Below are 18,480 nucleotides of genomic sequence, written 5' to 3' on the forward strand. Positions count from 1 at the left end.
ATATAAAAATGTTTAATAAATTTATTCAAAGACCTGTACTGTCGATTGTTATATCGCTTGTGATTGTCTTTTTAGGGATCTTGTCCGTGATGAGTCTGCCTATTACACAGTTTCCTTCTATTTCGCCTCCAATGGTAAATGTTACGGCAGATTACCCTGGTTCTAATGGTGAATTGATGATCAAATCGGTTGTTATTCCGTTAGAAAGAGCGCTAAATGGTGTTCCCGGAATGAAATATATGACTTCTGATGCAGGAAATGATGGTGAAGCAAGTATACAAGTAGTATTTAATTTAGGTACAGATCCAAATCAGGCTGCCATTAACGTGCAGAACCGTGTGGCTTCTGTTACCAATAAGCTACCGCCATTGGTAGTTAGAGAAGGTGTTAAGATTACTCGTGAAGTTCCGAGTATGTTAATGTATGTGAATCTTTACAGTACGGATAAAAATACCGACATGAAGTTCTTATACAACTATGCAGATATCAATGTATTATCAGAATTGAAAAGGGTAAATGGTGTAGGTTCCGGAGATATTTTAGGAACGCGTGAATATGCAATGCGTATTTGGTTGAAACCAGATCGTATGCTGGCGTACAAAATATCTGCAGATGAAGTAATGGAAGCACTATCCAGCCAAAGTTTGGAAGCTTCTCCTGGTAAAACCGGAGAAAGTTCTGGTAAACGTTCTCAGGCATTTGAATACGTGTTGAAATATTCTGGACGTTTTACAACCAAAGAGCAATATGAGAATATTGTGGTAAGATCTAATAGCAGCGGAGAACTTTTGCGTTTGAAAGATATTGCCAAAGTTGAATTTGGAAGTTCGATGTATGATATTTATTCTAATTTGAATGGAAGACCATCTGCAGCAATTGTATTGAAACAATCTTTTGGAAGTAACGCCAATCAGGTTATTGAAGATGTTAAAGCCAAATTAGAAAAAATCAAAACTAAATTTCCAAAAGGAATGGATTATGAAATTTCTTATGACGTTTCTAAATTCCTTGATGCTTCTATCGAAAAAGTAATTCACACTTTGATCGAAGCTTTTATTCTGGTAGGATTAGTAGTGTTTTTGTTCTTAGGAGACTGGCGCTCTACGATTATTCCGGCAATTGCCGTACCAGTTTCATTGGTTGGAACTTTTGTATTTATGACTTTCTTTGATATTTCATTAAACTTAATCACCTTATTTGCTTTGGTATTGGCAATTGGAGTAGTAGTCGATGATGCGATTGTAGTTATTGAAGCAGTTCACGCCAAGATGGAAGAAGAACATCTGTCGCCATTTAAAGCAACCAAAAAAGCAATGCATGAGATTGCAGGAGCTATTATTGCGATTACATTCTTAATGGCCGCGGTATTTATTCCTGTTGCATTTATGTCTGGTCCTGTTGGAGTTTTCTACAGACAGTTTTCTATTACGATGGCAACAGCGATTATTCTTTCTGGTATTGTGGCTTTGACATTAACACCGGCACTTTGTGCAATGATGTTAAAAAACAATCACGGTACGCCTAAAAAGAGAACGCCTGTAAATAGATTTATAGATAGATTTAATAACAAGTTTAACCTTGCCCAAGGAAAATACCAAAATGTATTAGCTAAAATTGTAGACAGACGAGTAGTTACTTTTGTTGCTCTTATAGGATTTTGTTTAGGTACATGGTTAATCAGCAGTACGGTTCCTTCTGGATTTATTCCAAATGAAGATCAGGGAATGTTTTATGCCATTATTCAGACGCCTCCGGGTTCATCATTAGAAAGAACAAACAATATTGCAGAAAAACTGCAAAAAATAGCCGAAGGAGTAGAAGGTGTAAAATCAGTTTCATCTCTTGCAGGTTATGAGATTTTGACAGAAGGTACAGGATCTAACGCTGGTACTTGTTTGATCAACCTTAAGGATTGGAACGACAGAAAGCAGTCTGTGCAGGAAATTATGACAGAACTGGAAGAAAAGTCTAAAGATATTGCGGGAGCAAATATTGAATTTTTCCAACCGCCGGCAGTACCGGGATATGGAGCTGCAGGAGGATTTGAGCTTCGTCTGCTTGATAAAACTGGTTCGGGTGATTTCAAAAAAATGGAAGAGGTTAACAATGATTTTGTAAAAGAATTAAATAAACGTCCGGAGTTATCTAACGTATTTAGTTTTTTTAGCGCCAGTTTCCCTCAATACATGATGAAAGTCGATAATGATCTGGCACAGCAAAAAGGAGTTTCTATCGAAAATGCAATGAACACGCTTTCAACACTTGTAGGTAGTAACTACGAAATCAGTTTCATTAAATACGGAATTAATTATAAAGTAATCGTTCAGGCCGCTCCGGAATACCGCGCACAGCCAGATGATATTTTAAAATTGTATGTAAAAAATAATCGTGACGAAATGGTGCCTTTTTCTGCCTTTATGAGATTAGAAAAAGTATACGGACTTTCTGAAATCACGCGTCACAACATGTACACTTCTACAGAAATTAGTGGTGGTGCTGCTCCAGGATACAGTTCTGGTACAGCTATTAAAACAATTCAGGAAGTTGCGGCAAAAAAACTGCCAAGAGGATATGATATTGACTGGGCAGGTATTTCTGCCGATGAGGTTGCACAAGGAAATCAGGCTATTTGGGTATTCTTAATTTGTTTAGGATTTGTTTATTTGGTATTGGCGGCACAGTACGAAAGTTTTATTCTTCCGTTATCTGTAATTCTTTCTTTACCAGCAGGTATTTTTGGAGCTTTCCTTTTATTAAAAATAACAGGATTAGAAAACAATATTTATGCTCAGGTTGCTATGGTAATGCTTATTGGTTTATTGGGTAAAAATGCTGTATTAATTGTAGAGTTTGCCATACAAAGACACGCTGCAGGAAAATCAGTTTTTGATGCTGCTATGGAAGGTGCAAAAGCACGTTTCCGTCCGATCTTGATGACTTCATTTGCCTTTATTGCAGGATTATTACCGCTTGCTTTTGCAACCGGACCAGGTAAAATTGGTAACCGAACTATCGGTACTGCAGCAGCAGGAGGTATGTTGATCGGAACTATTTGCGGTGTATTTGTGATTCCGGGATTGTACTACATATTCGGAAAAATTGCAGAAAAGCACAAATTGGTAAAACATGAAGAAGAAAATCCATTAACAGAAGAAATTGATGACAACCATGTATAAATTTAAAACATATCAATATAGTATAGCCTTAGGTATTTGTCTGGCTGCAGCGAGCTGTAAAGCTCCTGCAGCAGAGACAGCCTCTGCAAGTACGCCGGTTCCGGAGTTGTTTGGAGCCGCTAAAAATCAGGATACAACAAATACCTCTAATCTTAAGTGGAAAGATTTTTTTAAAGATCAAAATCTTGTTGACTTAATTGAGACGGCACTAAAAAATAATCAAGAGCTAAACATCACGCTGCAAGAAATTGAAATTGCAAAAAATGATGTTCGTGTTCGAAAAGGATTATTACTTCCGTCGGCAGGCATTCGTGCTGGCGCCGGAGTAGAAAAAGTCGGAAGATATACAAGTCAGGGTGCTGGTGATGCTTCTACAGAAATAAAACCCGGAGTAGAAACACCAGATCCGCTGGGCGATTTTACAATTGCAGCGTATGCAAACTGGGAAGTAGATATCTGGAAAAAACTACGCAATTCTAAAAAAGCAGCTGTAAGCAGATATTTGGCAACTGTCGAAGGAAAAAACTTTGTAATTACCAATCTTATAGCTGAAGTAGCAGATTCGTATTATGAATTATTAGCTTTAGACAGCCAGCTGGAAATTGTAAAACAGACTATTGCTTTACAATCAAATGCTTTAGAAATTGTAAAAGTTCAGAAACAAGCAGCGAGAGCTACCGAACTTGGTGTAAAGAAGTTTGAAGCTGAGGTTTTGACCTCAAAAAGTTTAGAGTTTGATATTCTTCAAAAAATAAAAGAAAATGAGAATAAAATCAATTTCTTATTAGGAAGATATCCGCAGGAAATTAAAAGAACAAATACAAACTTCCTGACGCTTTTACCTGCTGCCGTTAATTCTGGAATTCCATCTCAATTATTGATGAACCGTCCCGATGTTAAACAAGCAGAATTAGAATTGGTTGCTGCAAAATTAGATGTAAAAGTGGCGCGTGCAGAGTTTTATCCTTCATTAGATATTTCTGCAGCATTTGGAGTACAGGCATTTAAGCCATCTTATTTGTTTACATTTCCAGAATCTCTTTTATATTCTTTAGCCGGAGATGTTGTAGCACCTTTGATTAATAGAAATGCGATCAAAGCAGAATTCTCCAGTGCCAATGCAAGACAGCTTCAGGCATTATATAATTATGATAAAACGATTTTGAATGCTTATTTAGAAGTGTCCAATCAGCTTTCTAAAATTGAGAATCTGCAAAAAAGTTATGATCTAAAATCACAACAGGTTGATGCATTAAATACTTCTATAGATGTTTCTAATGATTTATTTAAATCGGCAAGAGTAGATTATTTCGAAGTTTTGATGACACAGCGTGACGCTTTAGAAGCAAAATTAGAATTGATAGATACAAAAAAAGAACAGCTGAATGCAGCAGTTTATGTTTACAGAGATTTGGGCGGCGGTTGGAAATAGTTTTTTGCCTTTTTATTTGTAGATAAAAAGCCTTTCGGAAGAAATTCTGAAAGGCTTTTGAATTTTACAGAAGTATTAATTTTCTTAATCTTCCCATCCGCAAATGGTTAAACCACTGTTTTTTGCTTTTGTAATTGAAGTCTGTACTATTTCCTGTTTACACGATGACAAACCGCGGCAGTTGTCTTTAAGATGATATTTTTTTGCTCCGCCAGATCCACATATAAAAACCATAGTTTCTGTGGGAATAAAAGAGGTTAAAAAGATGAATAGTACTATTGCAGTATATTTCATGTTTATGTTTTAAGTTTAAAGAAGTTATTTTACAATCAGATAGAATTCATTTCCTTGATTATCTGTAGCTTTAAGTTTTCCGTAAGAAATCCATTCTGTTTTAATTTCGACATCTGCAATAGTGTCAGAAATTAGAATTCCGGCTCCAAATTTTCCTTTTGTATTGATGTTTCCAAAAACCGAATCACCATTTATGCTGATTCCTTTTACATCATAATTATACTTGTATTCGCCCGGATTTCCTGTGCGGTATTCGTATTTACGTTTTGTATCGATATGATACGTTTTTGCTTCTTCGGGCGTTATGACTTTACGATCGTCAGATGCAATTACTTCCTTTAGAAATGTGTTTATTTTGGGCTGCGGTAATTCTTTTTTACAGCCTGTTATTCCTAAAAGTAAGACTAGGAATAGTATTTTGTATTTAGAAAACATGGTTGGTAGTTTTGTTTCGATAATTTTATTTTTAATTATAATTAGCTGTTAATTCCGGATCAAAAATCTGGTTTTTTTAGTTTTAAAATTACTAAGAATCAAATTATTAGTTGCGCGTATTTATACCTGAATTGTGCCCTCATAAGCATCAACAGTATCTAGTAATTCTTTTTCAAATTGATAGATTTCATCAATTGATGTAATCGCTGTTTTAGATTCTGTTTTATTATCGTTAAAAAGGCTGATATATTTTTTTCCTCCGTTAAGATGAAGCCTGCAAAGTGGTTTTCTATTATTGTCATCAAGAAGAATTCCGAAATAAGATTGAGTGTCGCGATGTACAATTCGGCTTGTTGGCAGTTTTCTTCGCAAAATAGCAACAACAATTCGGTAAGCTTCCAATTCTTCTTCAGTTGTATTGACTTTGTTTTCGTCTTCCACAATTAAAACTGCTTCGTCCTGCTGCTTAATGGTTTCTTTAGTCAGTGCGGCATTAAGGCGGTCGTTAATTTTTTCATTAATATATTGGCTCACAGATTTCTGAACCAAATCTTTAAATTCATCTACAACTTTCTCTGTCAGTCTGCCAGTGTAAACTTTATTCGCAAAAAGCTTCGTAAATTCATTTGACGGATTTTCTAATTCGTCATTGATCTGCTTTTTAATTTCTTTGATATATTTTAAAGAACTCGCATTGTTTACAATATTATCAACATTAAAATTTGACTTATGAAACTTAGTAATTTCATTGATTGTATTTTCTTTAAGATTGGTAATATCAAACTCCAGAAATGGCTTTTCGTCCATTTTGTTCTGCGCATCCAAATCAGTAAAAAACTGATATGAGATTCCGTTTGTCAAAAGAGCAAATCGTGTTTTTGTAACATGAAAATACCGAAACAACTGCGAATTATGAACTGTCAGTTTTTCTTTCCATCCTTTACATTCTACAATAAGAATAGGTTCGCCATTCTGAAAAATAGCGTAATCTACTTTTTCTCCTTTTTTTAATCCCAAATCAGCAGTAAATTCCGGAACAACTTCCAAAGGATTAAAGGCATCATATCCTAAAATATGTATAAACGGCAGTACAAAAGCATGTTTAGCAGACTCTTCTGTTTCGATTTTATTTTTTAACTGATTGATTTTATCAGCCAATGATTTAAGTTGAATATTAATTTCCATTGTTTTTAGGTTTAAATTATTTACTCAAATGTAAAACCAATAGAAACCAGTATTTTACGGAAATCCATAACTATTATAAAAATAAGCTTTAATGGTAAAAAGGTGTTTCTACTGTTGGCATAAACCATTTTAAAAAATGTTCAAAAATAGTTATTAAGGAAAGAGCAAATGATATTAATAAAATTGCCTTTATCAAAAAATAACCAATATTTTCTTTTTCAATTTCAATGTCATCTGATCGCTTACCAAATGTGAACTGTAAAATTTTATCAACCAAGAAGTATGATGTAAAAGTGAAGAAAAATGTGAAGCCAGTAAAAATTATGACTTTTTGCATAACTGTGATAAATGTATTTTCAATCGTTTTGGAATAAATAATAATTTCAATTGAATTTTCGATTAATTCAGAAGCAACTTTAAGAAATAAGAAGAAACAAATCAAAATGGAAATGTACCAAATAGAATATGAAATTTTTAGAGGTTTTTCAAATTCGCTTTTTATATTTAATTTCTTTGCAAGAAACTGAATTGCTAATAACATTAATAAGGTTGAGACGATTACAACAATACATGTAAAAAATAAACTTTGTTTGTCCATATTATTTTGATTTTAAGGATATTCTCCAGTTGTTTAAATTTGAAATTTCATTTGGAATATTTCCAGGTTTAGCATTTGGAACAGTAGTTTCCCAAAGTACATAATGCTGATTATCATAAATGTAAGTAATGCCAGTAATTGGCAGATTAATTCCTATTACAGAATGCCCGTAAAATTCACTACTCATAATGGCAACATCATAATTATAATGATTTAAAATGCTATAAAGAAGTAATGTACGTGTATCGCAATCTCCTTTTAAATTTACTAAAAATTCGACTGGCGTGTTGATTCCGAATCTTTGGTTTCCACTACAGTCTCCTTTATTACTCAAAAGATAATTTTTTGTAAATTGATCACTATATAAACTTGCATTACATTCTTTATCCAAAACTAAAGCGTAAGGTATATCTTGAACAAATGATACAATCATTTCAGCAAATTTTATTTTGTCTAATTTTTTTGCATTACCAATACTATCAAAAAGTTTATAAATACTCGGGATTTTATCTTTGTCAAATTCTTTAAGATTAAAAATTATACGATCATATTCATTTATAGAATTTTGATCTGTTTTAATACTTGTTTTAAATAGATGTGCTTTTTTATAGTCACTTAATTTAATTTGATATTTCCCTTCGTATTTGTTTCCAGCATAATCTTTCCAAGATCTATATCTGGTTAGTATACTATCATTTTCCGTGTTTTCAGTATTATCAGTAACAATATCTTTTACAGGTTCTATAATAGGACTTATTTCTCTTGGAGAATCAACAATTAATGGTTTTGGATTATAAGTATGGGATTGCTGATTAAAGGAATTAATAAGCGAAGCAATAAATCCTAATAAGAATAGTATTCCAATTATTCTAAAAACTAGTTTTAAATGGGGACCTAGATACCCTAAAATGAGAATAATAGAAAAATATGCAATTATGTATAATATACCAGGTAATAGGAAAATAAGAAATGCTAAACCAAGTAAAACACCCAATATTCCAAATACTTGATTGAAACAACCAGTATTTGTATTACTATAAAAATTTGAATTCGAGCCTTTATTTTCATATTCCCAATTGCCCCAAACATTATCCTTATGATTTTTGCATTTGTATTCTCTTCGTATGTAATTATTTCTAGTTTCTATTTTTCCAGTTTCTATACTACTAGCTAAACAAGTAACAATGGGCTCAGGTTGAAGTGTTTCTTCACTTTCAACCAATATAATCTCTTCTTTAATTTCTGTTGTATAATCAATAATGTATCCTGTAATGTAAGCATTAAAGGATCCAAAAATTTCATCTCCCTCAATTTGATGAAGTTTCCTAATTATTTCAAATTCGAATAATTGTGGCTCCAAAACATTTACTCCAAATGATTTTTCATTTGCAATAATTAAGACCGGAAGATCTTGTGGTAATTTTTCTTTTGGAAATTTCTCGCCTTTTATTTTTTTTCTTTTAAATACGCTTTCAAAGTCTGTAGCAAAAACAAAAGGTTTGTCTGCCCTAAAATCATCCCGACTTTCACTTATTACATTTGCTTCATAAATTTCAAAATCAAATAAATCTGCAAAATCATCTTCAATTTTAATGCCTCTATATTTTCCAGAAATTACTCCTTTCAAATACGTCTTTCTTGGAGTTTTAATTTCATACGTTACTTTCTTATACGTCAAATTATCTTCTCCTACGAAAGTTTCTTCATTGATAATATTTATAGTTTTATCAAGCATATTTTAATCGTTGGTTTCCAAGTTTTGATTATATATAAAATCTAATAATTCCTTTTCCTCATTTAAAGTTTTTGTGATTGATCTCATTTTAGTTCTGAATGGAGAATCTAACCAATATTCATATTTAATTATTTCCTCGTCTACGAATTCTTTAGATATACTTATTAAGATTTCATTGTACTTTTTAATATTGTATTGTTTTAGTTTTTCTAATAAAGGCGTTAATTTTACCAATGATGCTCTATTAAATAATGAAATGTTATGGGTTAGTTTTTTTTTAAATAATTTTTTAGTTTCGTCGTATTCTTCTAAGATAATTCTGTGCTCAATAAGCATTCTCTGAAAATAATAATCAGAGGTTTTAACATTAGTAATGTTGATCGATTTAATTTTATTTTCTAACCAATTAAAATTTGTTGTATTAATTAATTCCTCTCTCAGTTTAATAATCTCCGATTCATTTTTTTCTTCAGTTTTGAAAACCTTAGAACATAAATTACGAGCTTTATATTTGAAATAAATTGGTAATAGAAATATTGAACAAACAGCTAATGTCAGTAACCATGAAAACGGACTTTCAATAAATAATAGCTGAATAGTTTTTATATAAAAATTACTCTTGTTTAAAAGAATATTTAGAGAATTATAGTTTTCAATTTTATCATTAACCAATTTGGTTAAGGTTATTTTGAAATCATCAAAATCTTTCTTTAAAGAACCTGCAATTGATATGGAATTGATGTTAGTTATAAAATCATTATCCGAAATCAATTCGTTGTTTAATAAATTATCGAGATCATTTAAAATCTTGATTTTTTTTAACTCATCTTCATTAGTTGAGCTGAAATTTTCATCGATTTTGTTAAACTGAGTTAGTTTCTTTGTGGCATTTATTACAAATAAACTGTCCGTTGTAATTTTTGAATTTATGATATTCAGATGTTTTGTAATTATTCGTACTTCAGCTAAATTTAAGCGAGTGATTATTTTATCATTAAACTCTTTCTGATTAATGAACTCTTCTTTAATTAATTGCTTATTTGTTAATGAATACAGTTTAATCCTCTCACAAATTTTGTGTTTATCAATGCTGTTTTTTACTGATGAAGAAAACATAAACACATTCAGAGGCTGTGCAATTATTACCGCTAATAGCATCATGAAACCAATCCGTAAATTCATGGATAACGTTAAAAACTTACTCTCATTTTGCTTTGAATCTGAGTTAACATTAGAATTTTTGTTTTTCTTTCTTTTAGAAGATAATGGAATAATTGCGGGAGAAATAGTGTGCAGTAATAACAAATACATATTTACGATTACAGTCCCCCATATTATTCCCATTGGGAAACTGACCCATTTGGCTCCATCAAATAAAGAGATAATGAAAAATGTAGCACTAAAAAAACATCCTATAAATATTAGGAAAACAAAAAAACCTAGAAGAGCAAATCTTCTTTGAATTTTTGCACTGCATCTTTTTAGAATATAATTGTCTTCTCCTGAACACGTAAATAGAAAAAGCCGAATTTCATTAACTGCCTTGTTCATTCTTTTCGATTGAATTAATGTAGTTGTCAAGATTCTCGTCTATCTTTTTCATTTCTCTTTCTTTGTATTTTTTGACAGCATATTCAGTGAGCTCTTTTTGAATTTCTGTAACTTTCATTTTTTCAAAAATTAGTTTTTCAGCTTCATGATTTATTACTAAATGCTTTTCTACTCCTTGTTTATCTTTGTAATAATCATATTTAACTTCAATTCCGTATTCAGCTTTAATTAGTTCATCTCGATTTTCTGCGAGATAATCATAAGTGGTTTTTGTCAACATCAATTTGAAAAATATTGGTGTTAATTCAATAGCCATGAATAATAAGGTTATAAATAAGGAAATCCAAAATCCTGCAACTTCATGAGCGATTTTAATTCTTTCTAATAAACCATCTAAGCCATTGGCTATTTTAGTATTATCAGATCTTGCTTTGTCTTTTTCTATTCGTAAGAAATCTTTTCTTTTATTTAATTCAGCTAAATCTTTTCCATTTTGATTATCAAAAGTTTTTAATTGATTAGATAAATCATCCAATTGTGATTTTAACGCCTTAGATAGTGGTCCGTTACCTGCAGGAACTTTTTCTCCTTTACCCATTAAATTATCAGTATATGCCTGTTCAGCCACTTTAATTCTTTCATTGAGAGCATTTCTGTCTTTTGCAATATTTCCAAATTCTGCTGTCAGTAGTTTTTCTCTATCTGCATAAGTTTTATCTACTTTTTTCTGATATTCAGCTTGTTGTTCAAGTTGCTTTTCTCGTAATTTTATATCAATTTCAGTTTTAAACATTCTAATTTCGACAGGTTTTGATATTGTCATTGCGATTATCATTCCCATCAAAATTCTTGGGAGAGCACTTTTTAATTCGCCTATCGTTATAGCTTCAGTTCCATCTCCTTTTCCAGTACTAGTAACAATGAATCTGTCAATATTAAATATCATTAGTCCCCAAACAATTCCAAAGAACAATGCTATGCAAATTGTTTGTAAATCTATTGGATTCTCAATTGCTGATCCTCTAGGCTCAAATATGGTATAAAAAGCATAACCTCCTGCAATACCTGCTAATGCACCAGTTGCAAAAACAATTCCGCCAAGACACATATATTTTATTTGATCAGAATAGGTTGCTCTTTCAAGTAAATAGCGATCTCCACCAGCGCATTTCCATAGAAATCGCATCACTGCACTTGATTCTGGTAATTTGTAATATTCTCGTATCATATAAAATCGTTTTGGTTATAATTATTATGTTTGATATTGAATGGTTGATCTTCTATTCTAATTTTTGATATTTTTATTGCTGGTTTTTTAGTAGAAATCTCAATCAAAGAGTGAGTTAATTGTGGAATTGAATTTCTTTTTAGATTTAAAGAAAGATTTGAAAAATTCGTTTTAAAACTTTGATTTTCAATTTTTAATGTAGGTTCAAATTTTAATGAATATTTCTTTTTTCTAAAAAAGCCATAGACTTCAATATCTATCTTTGAAGGTATATTTTCAAGGTTGAAAATTTTGATACTTTTTTCTAAAGTTTTTCTATTGTTAAATGAATACCATAGTGCATTATTGAATTGATAATCTATGATGATAAAACTATTTTTGAAAAGATGATTGGCGTTGTAATTTAATTTTAATAGTATAATATCTTTATTTCTTCTAAAAAGTATAATAAAGAATCTGGCCAATACTGTTTTTGTAAAGGCGCTTTTTTTAAGTAAATATTTTAAATATTTTGAAAACAAATTATAGGATATTAAATTTCAGATATTTTTTAAATGTAAATAGAATTGATTCTCTTAAAATGCGTAATTATACCTGATTTTATTCTGGCTTTTAATTGATTAGTCGATCCGCAATTTCCTTCCTCTCAATTATTATTTGAGAGGGAAGAATCATTTGGATTTTATTATTTATTGGATTCTCAAAAATTACAAAGTTCCCTCTGCAATTTTTATATCGAAATTGGAATGCTTTTATTCCCTTTAAAAATCCTTCCTTTTGAGTTATTTCAAAAACATGATTAGAACAGGATTTTTTAAAAATGCATTTTTTCCTTTTAGACGCAGGAATAGCTTTCCAATATATTTGAATAGCAAATAAGATGAAATATTTCATTTATTTTTTAAAAACAATCATTTGACGAGTTGTTGTATATCCTGGTTTAGCTCCCAAACCAAAACACCCAGTTTCTGGTTGAATAAATGTTGATACGCTTTCTAATCGCACATATTCCCAACCTCTATTTGTGAAATTTTTTATTAAGTCTTCAAGTTGTTCCGCAACATGATTAGAATTTCCTTTTTTGGGATCAATTGAAGCTACAAATGGTACTACTTTATATTCCATGATTTTTTAGGTTTTAATTATTATTTAATTATTCAAATGTAAACTCAATCAAAACCAGTATTTTACGGAAATCCATAATCCTAAAAATTTTAAATTCAGGAATAAAAAAAGCCCCCGAAGGAGCTTTGTAAAATTATAAACAGCAGGCTTTAAATAATTCCCATGTCTTTTGTAATAGAAACCAAATGAACCGTATTATTTGCTTTAAAAAAGTCTTTCAGTTTAGAAAGTCTCTTTTCAACGGCGCTTTTACTGTTGGGTTTGATATCTGAATTTTTAAAGATTTCGATAATTTCGTCTTGCGAAGTTCCTGCCGATAAATGTTTTAAGATTTTGATGTCGATATCATCAATTTCATAATTATTTTTTTCCTGCAATGCCGAAGCAACTTCGGGAGAAATAAATTTTTGATCGGAATTCAAAAGAATGTTAATTGCTTTTTTTAATTCTTCAATACTATTTAAACCCTTTAAAACAAAAGCATTAATTCCGGCATTATCAAATAGCGATTTGATTCGGAAACTTTTGTCTTCTACAGAATAGGCAATAATTTTAATGTCAGGCTGTAATTCACGAACTTTTTGAACCAATTCATCTCCACTCGCAATTGTCACCGCGCGATGATCTGTTTTAAAAGAAAGATCGCTGATTAATAAATCGTAAGGCTCATTTTGATTGATTGCAGCACGTATTTTTAGAAATGCATCATCACAATATTTTGAATGTTGAGAATTGTTGATGTTTAAATCTTTTAAGACTTGTTGAATTCCTAAATTCATAGCATCAAGATCTTCGGCAATTATAACTTTTTTAAACATAGGCTTTTATTTAGGCAGTGTTATTTTTACTTTGAAACCTTTATCAGGCTCAGTGTCAAAAGTAATAGTTCCTTTTATGGCCAGAATACGGTTTTCCATATTTTGAAGACCATTTTTTATAATTTGTTTTTTTTCGCAGCCTTTTCCGTTATCACTGTAATCAATCAATAAAGATTTTGAGTTGGTGTCAAATTTTAAAACAACGAGAGAAGATGCACTGTGTTTTTTCATATTTACCATTAATTCCTGCAGTACGCGCTGCAGTGCAACTTTTTTTTCATCTTCAATATTGTCCCAGTTTATCTTTTCTATATTATTTATAATGACGTTTGTATTGGTGGAATTATAAGTAGAAAGCATTTCTTTTAAACTAGCAGCATAATTTGGCCCGGTATCAATATTACTGTTCTCTCGAGAAATACCCCGAACGCGTGAATAGATATGATCAAGGTTTTGTAATAATGTTTTTTTACTATTTTCTGTAGTTAAAGGTTGCGTTTGCGTAAAAGTTATGGCATTAAAAACATCATTTGCAAGTCCATCGTGTATGTCTTTGGCAATTCTCGTTTCGGTTGCATAAGCCGTTTGTATCTCTACAAGACGGGTTTTTGTTTTATGACGTTTTATCAGATAAGCGACCAAAGAGAAAAGCGAAATAATTCCTAATATTAAAAAGATTCTTTGATATTTAGCTGTTTGAATCACCAGTAAATTTTCTGCTTTTTCTAAACGCAGTTTCTGATTTTCGTCTTTTTCTTTTTTTGAATCATATTTAATTTTGGCAAACTTATTTTTATAGTTATTTCGAATCTTAATTATGCTGTCGTTTAACGTAATATATTTTTGTGCATATTTTGTACCTTGATTATTGAAATTGTTTGAAATTAAAAATTTTAATGCCTTCAATCTTTCATCAATACTATTTAGTTTTGTGGCTGTATTATACGCTTCTAAAGCATGTTGATTAGATTTCTTAGAATCTGTTGCTGCATGATAGTCAGATAAGTGAAGGTTGCTTTCAATACTTCCATACACATCATCAATTTGATTTCTTATGGACAGACTTTCGTTCATTAATAAAAGCCCTCTTTGGTTCAGGCCTTTTTTAAAATAAGCGTAACCCAAATTATCTTGAATCCTTGCTTTAGTAGCAGCAAGTGATTTGTCATTTAATGTTTTCTGATTAAGAAGAGAATCTAAAATAACAATTGCTTTGTCGTATTTCTTTTGATTGATATATACAGCAGCAATATTATTTAAAGGATTTTGTTTTGAAATAATATCTGTGCAGTCTTTTAGAGCTTCTTTGTAATAATAAATTGCATCGTCATAAATTGAAAGTTCTTTATCTGCAATGCCAAAAAAGTTATTAATAGAAGCACTGTAAACATTTTTTTTTGTGATATAAGGCAGGGCTTCTGTCAGAGTTTCTTTACTGCCGTAATAATCTCCATTGATCTGCTGGATGTAAGCCATTTGAATAAGATTATAAACAACATTAGCACTATCTTTTAAAACATCAAAAGTTATTTTCGATTTATTGAAGTTGTAAAAAGCAACATTAAATTTTTTATTTTCTATACTTAAGATTCCTTTTTCACGAAAGTTAAGGGCTTCTTTTTTAAGAGCTTTTTTATTTACAATAACAGCTGGCTCTTCTTTGCAGGAAAGCATAGAAAGAAAAATAAAGAAACAAAAAAACGGGGATCGTAACATAAAGTTTACTTTCCCCGAATTTAGTGAATTTTAATATTTATTTATAAACTTTATTTAATCCTTAACTGGTGGAGGTGGTACTGTTATAGGTCCATCCCCAGGACCGTCTGCAACTGTATTAGAAGGTTTTTTAATTTCATTTTTTGGCTGTGTTTCATATTCATCAGCAGTGCAAGAAAATAACGTTGTACACAATAGTGCAAATACTCCCATTAAAAATAGATTTTTCATCTTGATTATTTTTTAAGATTTGAAATGGCTGTTGCTGTCCGGAACTTTTCCGGATCTTTTCAAAGCCATATGATTTTGGGAAGTAGAGTGCGTAGAACTATAAAATTTTCATTTATACTTCCCGGATAAAGTCCGTTTTACGGTTTTCCGCACTTTTAATTGAACTAGTTTTGTACTTTTGTTTTAGACCTGCAGATCAAAGCGGTAACTAATTCTGAGGACAAAGTTATATCGCTTACAAGCCTGCATTCATACGGAATTCCGGGACTTCCGAAATACTTTTTTAGAATCCTAAAAATTCCTATGAAGTCCTGAAAATTCCTAAAAAATAAAATTGACGCTTATGCCAAACATTACTATAGAAGATTATATAAAAGCTGTTCGGGAAAAATATGAAGAGGTGAAAAATGGAGAGAACAGCCGTTTTTTAGAAAATCCATCTCAGGCAAAACTTCGAAAACTATGCTGGGAAGTATTTCAAATAAATCAGAATTCAGATGACTTGAAAGCTTTCAGTTCTTTATTTGAATTTTGTTTTGATATTTCTAAAAAGAATGCTCTTCAGGCAAAGACAGATAAGTTTAAATCTATTGGAGCTTATTATAGAGGAAAAACGGAAAACCCAACTGAAGAAATAATTGAACTCGCAGCGGTTTTAGTAGATTTTGAACTTAGACCTTATAATAAGTTTAGAAGATTTAAGGAAGAAGGAATAGTTCTGGACGATAAAAGTGATGTTACAATATCAACTTTAAACGAAGGAAAAAAACTTTCAGATGAAAGCTTTGAAAAAATTGATGAAGAGGATAAAGTACTCATTGAAGATTTAAGAGTACCTGTAAATTTGGTAGAAAAAGAAATTGTGGAAGGAACAAATGTAAATATACCTACTGGCTTTGTTGAAACTCCGAAAAAAGGTTTTGTCGAAAGAATGATAAAAAAATCAAAACGAACTATAGCAGCAACAACTATTATTTTTTGCTTAGTTGGAGCTGTAGTTTATTTTGCTTTCTTTAAAATGAATTGTATGCAGTGGTCAGACGATCACTACGAAATTGTAGATTGTGGTGTAGGAATAAAAGGTAATCCTAATATAATTATTCCAAAAGATGATACTCTTCTGGATTTTAGAAAAGTATTTGTATGTGATACCACTACTTGTTTTAGAGAAGATGGAACACCGATTGTTTGGTATAGTAAAACAGCCAACGGTGTTGATTTTTTTAACACACACGGATTGCATCCCGAAACAAGAAAGGCTCTAAGAGCTTTAACTCCTTATATGTTTGATAAGTATGGAAAAAAAAGCTGTGATAAAATTGCAATCTCAAGATAAAAAACTGCTGTACCATAATCCAGATTGTTTAATAGTGCGTTCCTGAGTTTCAAAATCAACATAAACTAATCCGAAGCGGGCGTTGTAACCTTCGGCCCATTCAAAATTATCAGTAAGACTCCACACAAAATAACCATCGACTTTGTAGCCTTCATTTTTGAGTTTAAGAATTTGTTCTAAATGATCCTGAATATAATGTGTACGTTTTATATCATAAACTTTTCCGTTGGTCAGTTTGTCTGGAAAAGCGGCACCATTTTCGGTTATGATAATTTTCTTGATGTTGTATTCGTTAAATTTCTTTAGAACATGATATAAGGCAGGAGGATAAACTTCCCAGCCCATATCGGTCGAAATAACATTTCTTTTTTCGGCGCTGACCAATTCGGCTCCAATATACGGAATGAGGATAGAAGATTTTACCACTTCGCGAGTGTAACATTGCAGCCCTATAAAATCAAATTCAAAAGCCAGATTATTTAAATCGTCACCTATAATGTAGTTATTCAGTTTTTTAAGAACAGGAAGATCGTTCTGCGGATATCCGAGACCTAAAATTGGTTCTATAAAAGTTCTGTTAAGAAGTGTATCAACACGTTTTGCGGCTTGTACATCAGACGGTTTTTCAGAAGCAGGTTCAATATGAGTACAGGAAAACGTAGTTCCAATATTAGCATCCTGAACAAGATTTCTAAGTATTTTGGCACCCGCAGCAGTAGAAAGAGTTACATGATGCATGGCTTTTAGATAATTGGTAATGCCTTTTTTTCCCGGCGCATGAATACCCAGAAAATATCCTGCACCCGTAAAAACAGACGGCTCATTTATAACCATCCAGTTTTTTACACGGTCTCCAAAATGTTCAGCACATATTTTTACATAGTCAGAAAACCAGGTTACGCACTCTCTGTTGGTCCAGCCGCCTTTTACTTCAAGAGCATGCGGCAGATCCCAGTGGTAAAGAGTTACCCAAGGTTCTATGTTTGACTCCAGCAGACAATCTATAATTTTATTGTAATAATCGATTCCTGCCTGGTTAACTGAGCCAGTTCCGGAAGGCATAATTCTGGACCAGCTGATAGAAAATCTAAAATTCGGAATATTTAATTCCTTTATTAATTGAATATCGTTTTGATAGGAATTATAAAAATCGCAGGCAGTAATGGCATGATGGCCATTTTTAATTTTTCCTTTTTGTGAAGTAAAGACGTCCCAGATTGAGCTTCCTTTTCCGTCGGCATCGTGTGCGCCTTCTATTTGAAAGGCAGCTGTAGAAACGCCCCATAAAAAATCCTGACCAAATTGGTCTTTATGCAAAAATGAGCTTTCAATTTTATTCATTCAAAAAATCTTTCCTTATATATTAATGTAAAAAAGAAGATTGCATAGCTCTTAAAAAAAGCCATTCTTTGAAAGAAACTAGAAATTTTAGACTGAAGAATTTCATAACGATTAGTTTTATTCAAATTAAAAAAATAATCTTAATTATAACGTAATCATAAGGTTATGAAATAGTTAACTGTTTAGTAGGAATTTCTGTAATAAGCTAATAGAATGAGAATCAGTTTTTTTAGTTTTTTGATTATAATACGATTTTGTATCTATATGATGAGATTTATG

The 18,480-nt window shown here is 31.5% G+C and carries 17 protein-coding genes; 3 read left to right on the top strand and 14 right to left on the bottom strand.

All coding sequences use genetic code 11. The annotated features are described in order from the left end of the window. Window positions 1–8: 8 nt before the first annotated feature. Window positions 9–3,176 (top strand): efflux RND transporter permease subunit, encoded by a 3,168-nt coding sequence (locus tag B0A68_RS14145; RefSeq protein WP_035680168.1) that lies wholly within the window; start codon window positions 9–11, stop codon window positions 3,174–3,176. Beyond that, the gene (locus B0A68_RS14150) at window positions 3,169–4,608 is read left to right on the top strand and encodes a TolC family protein (protein WP_035680167.1); all 1,440 of its coding nucleotides are present in this window, start codon (window positions 3,169–3,171) and stop codon (window positions 4,606–4,608) included. The genes B0A68_RS14145 and B0A68_RS14150 overlap by 8 nt, the downstream gene beginning before the upstream one ends. 84 nt (window positions 4,609–4,692) lie before the next feature. Here the strand turns inward: B0A68_RS14150 and B0A68_RS14155 are convergent, their stop codons facing one another. The 13 genes from B0A68_RS14155 to B0A68_RS24490 form a co-directional block, all read right to left on the bottom strand. Then, window positions 4,693–4,902 (bottom strand): hypothetical protein, encoded by a 210-nt coding sequence (locus tag B0A68_RS14155; protein ID WP_035680165.1) that lies wholly within the window; start codon window positions 4,900–4,902, stop codon window positions 4,693–4,695. A gap of 24 nt (window positions 4,903–4,926) precedes the next feature. After that, entirely contained in the window at window positions 4,927–5,337 is a 411-nt protein-coding gene (locus tag B0A68_RS14160; RefSeq protein WP_035680163.1) for a hypothetical protein, read from the bottom strand. 120 nt (window positions 5,338–5,457) lie between these two features. After that, window positions 5,458–6,522 (bottom strand): type I restriction endonuclease, encoded by a 1,065-nt coding sequence (locus B0A68_RS14165; protein WP_035680160.1) that lies wholly within the window; start codon window positions 6,520–6,522, stop codon window positions 5,458–5,460. An 88-nt stretch (window positions 6,523–6,610) separates the two neighbouring features. Further along, window positions 6,611–7,120, bottom strand: a complete 510-nt coding sequence (locus B0A68_RS14170; protein WP_123947516.1) for a hypothetical protein — start codon at window positions 7,118–7,120, stop codon at window positions 6,611–6,613. A 1-nt stretch (window position 7,121) separates the two neighbouring features. Then, the gene (locus B0A68_RS14175) at window positions 7,122–8,855 is read right to left on the bottom strand and encodes a hypothetical protein (RefSeq protein WP_035680156.1); all 1,734 of its coding nucleotides are present in this window, start codon (window positions 8,853–8,855) and stop codon (window positions 7,122–7,124) included. Window positions 8,856–8,858: 3 nt separating this feature from the next. Then, on the bottom strand, window positions 8,859–10,406 hold the full coding sequence (locus tag B0A68_RS14180) for a DUF4407 domain-containing protein (protein WP_084678956.1): 1,548 nt from the start codon (window positions 10,404–10,406) through the stop codon (window positions 8,859–8,861). After that, window positions 10,390–11,634 (bottom strand): DUF4407 domain-containing protein, encoded by a 1,245-nt coding sequence (locus tag B0A68_RS14185; protein ID WP_035680147.1) that lies wholly within the window; start codon window positions 11,632–11,634, stop codon window positions 10,390–10,392. Before B0A68_RS14185 ends, B0A68_RS14180 begins: the two co-directional genes overlap by 17 nt. Then, on the bottom strand, window positions 11,631–12,155 hold the full coding sequence (locus tag B0A68_RS14190; protein ID WP_035680146.1) for a hypothetical protein: 525 nt from the start codon (window positions 12,153–12,155) through the stop codon (window positions 11,631–11,633). Before B0A68_RS14190 ends, B0A68_RS14185 begins: the two co-directional genes overlap by 4 nt. A 91-nt stretch (window positions 12,156–12,246) precedes the next feature. Continuing rightward, the gene (gene yidD, locus B0A68_RS14195) at window positions 12,247–12,528 is read right to left on the bottom strand and encodes a membrane protein insertion efficiency factor YidD (protein ID WP_035680145.1); all 282 of its coding nucleotides are present in this window, start codon (window positions 12,526–12,528) and stop codon (window positions 12,247–12,249) included. After that, the gene (locus B0A68_RS14200; protein WP_035680143.1) at window positions 12,529–12,759 is read right to left on the bottom strand and encodes a hypothetical protein; all 231 of its coding nucleotides are present in this window, start codon (window positions 12,757–12,759) and stop codon (window positions 12,529–12,531) included. 149 nt (window positions 12,760–12,908) lie between these two features. Continuing rightward, window positions 12,909–13,577 (bottom strand): response regulator, encoded by a 669-nt coding sequence (locus B0A68_RS14205; RefSeq protein ID WP_035680140.1) that lies wholly within the window; start codon window positions 13,575–13,577, stop codon window positions 12,909–12,911. A gap of 6 nt (window positions 13,578–13,583) precedes the next feature. Next, window positions 13,584–15,251 carry a tetratricopeptide repeat-containing sensor histidine kinase gene (locus tag B0A68_RS14210; RefSeq protein WP_316930956.1) on the bottom strand — a complete coding sequence of 556 codons (1,668 nt, stop codon included), beginning with the start codon at window positions 15,249–15,251 and terminating at the stop codon, window positions 13,584–13,586. A gap of 96 nt (window positions 15,252–15,347) precedes the next feature. Next, window positions 15,348–15,524, bottom strand: coding sequence for a hypothetical protein (locus B0A68_RS24490; RefSeq protein WP_165571316.1), 177 nt, complete (start codon window positions 15,522–15,524; stop codon window positions 15,348–15,350). A 343-nt stretch (window positions 15,525–15,867) separates the two neighbouring features. On the opposite strand from B0A68_RS24490, the gene B0A68_RS14215 reads away from it, so the two are divergent. Further along, the gene (locus B0A68_RS14215) at window positions 15,868–16,860 is read left to right on the top strand and encodes a hypothetical protein (RefSeq protein ID WP_051892419.1); all 993 of its coding nucleotides are present in this window, start codon (window positions 15,868–15,870) and stop codon (window positions 16,858–16,860) included. Here the strand turns inward: B0A68_RS14215 and B0A68_RS14220 are convergent. Beyond that, window positions 16,852–18,201, bottom strand: a complete 1,350-nt coding sequence (locus B0A68_RS14220) for a GH1 family beta-glucosidase (protein WP_035680135.1) — start codon at window positions 18,199–18,201, stop codon at window positions 16,852–16,854. The genes B0A68_RS14215 and B0A68_RS14220 overlap by 9 nt on opposite strands. Between the last annotated feature and the right edge of the window lie 279 nt (window positions 18,202–18,480).

This window comes from Flavobacterium reichenbachii, assembly GCF_002217435.1.
GTDB classification, from domain to species: Bacteria; Bacteroidota; Bacteroidia; order Flavobacteriales; family Flavobacteriaceae; genus Flavobacterium; species Flavobacterium reichenbachii.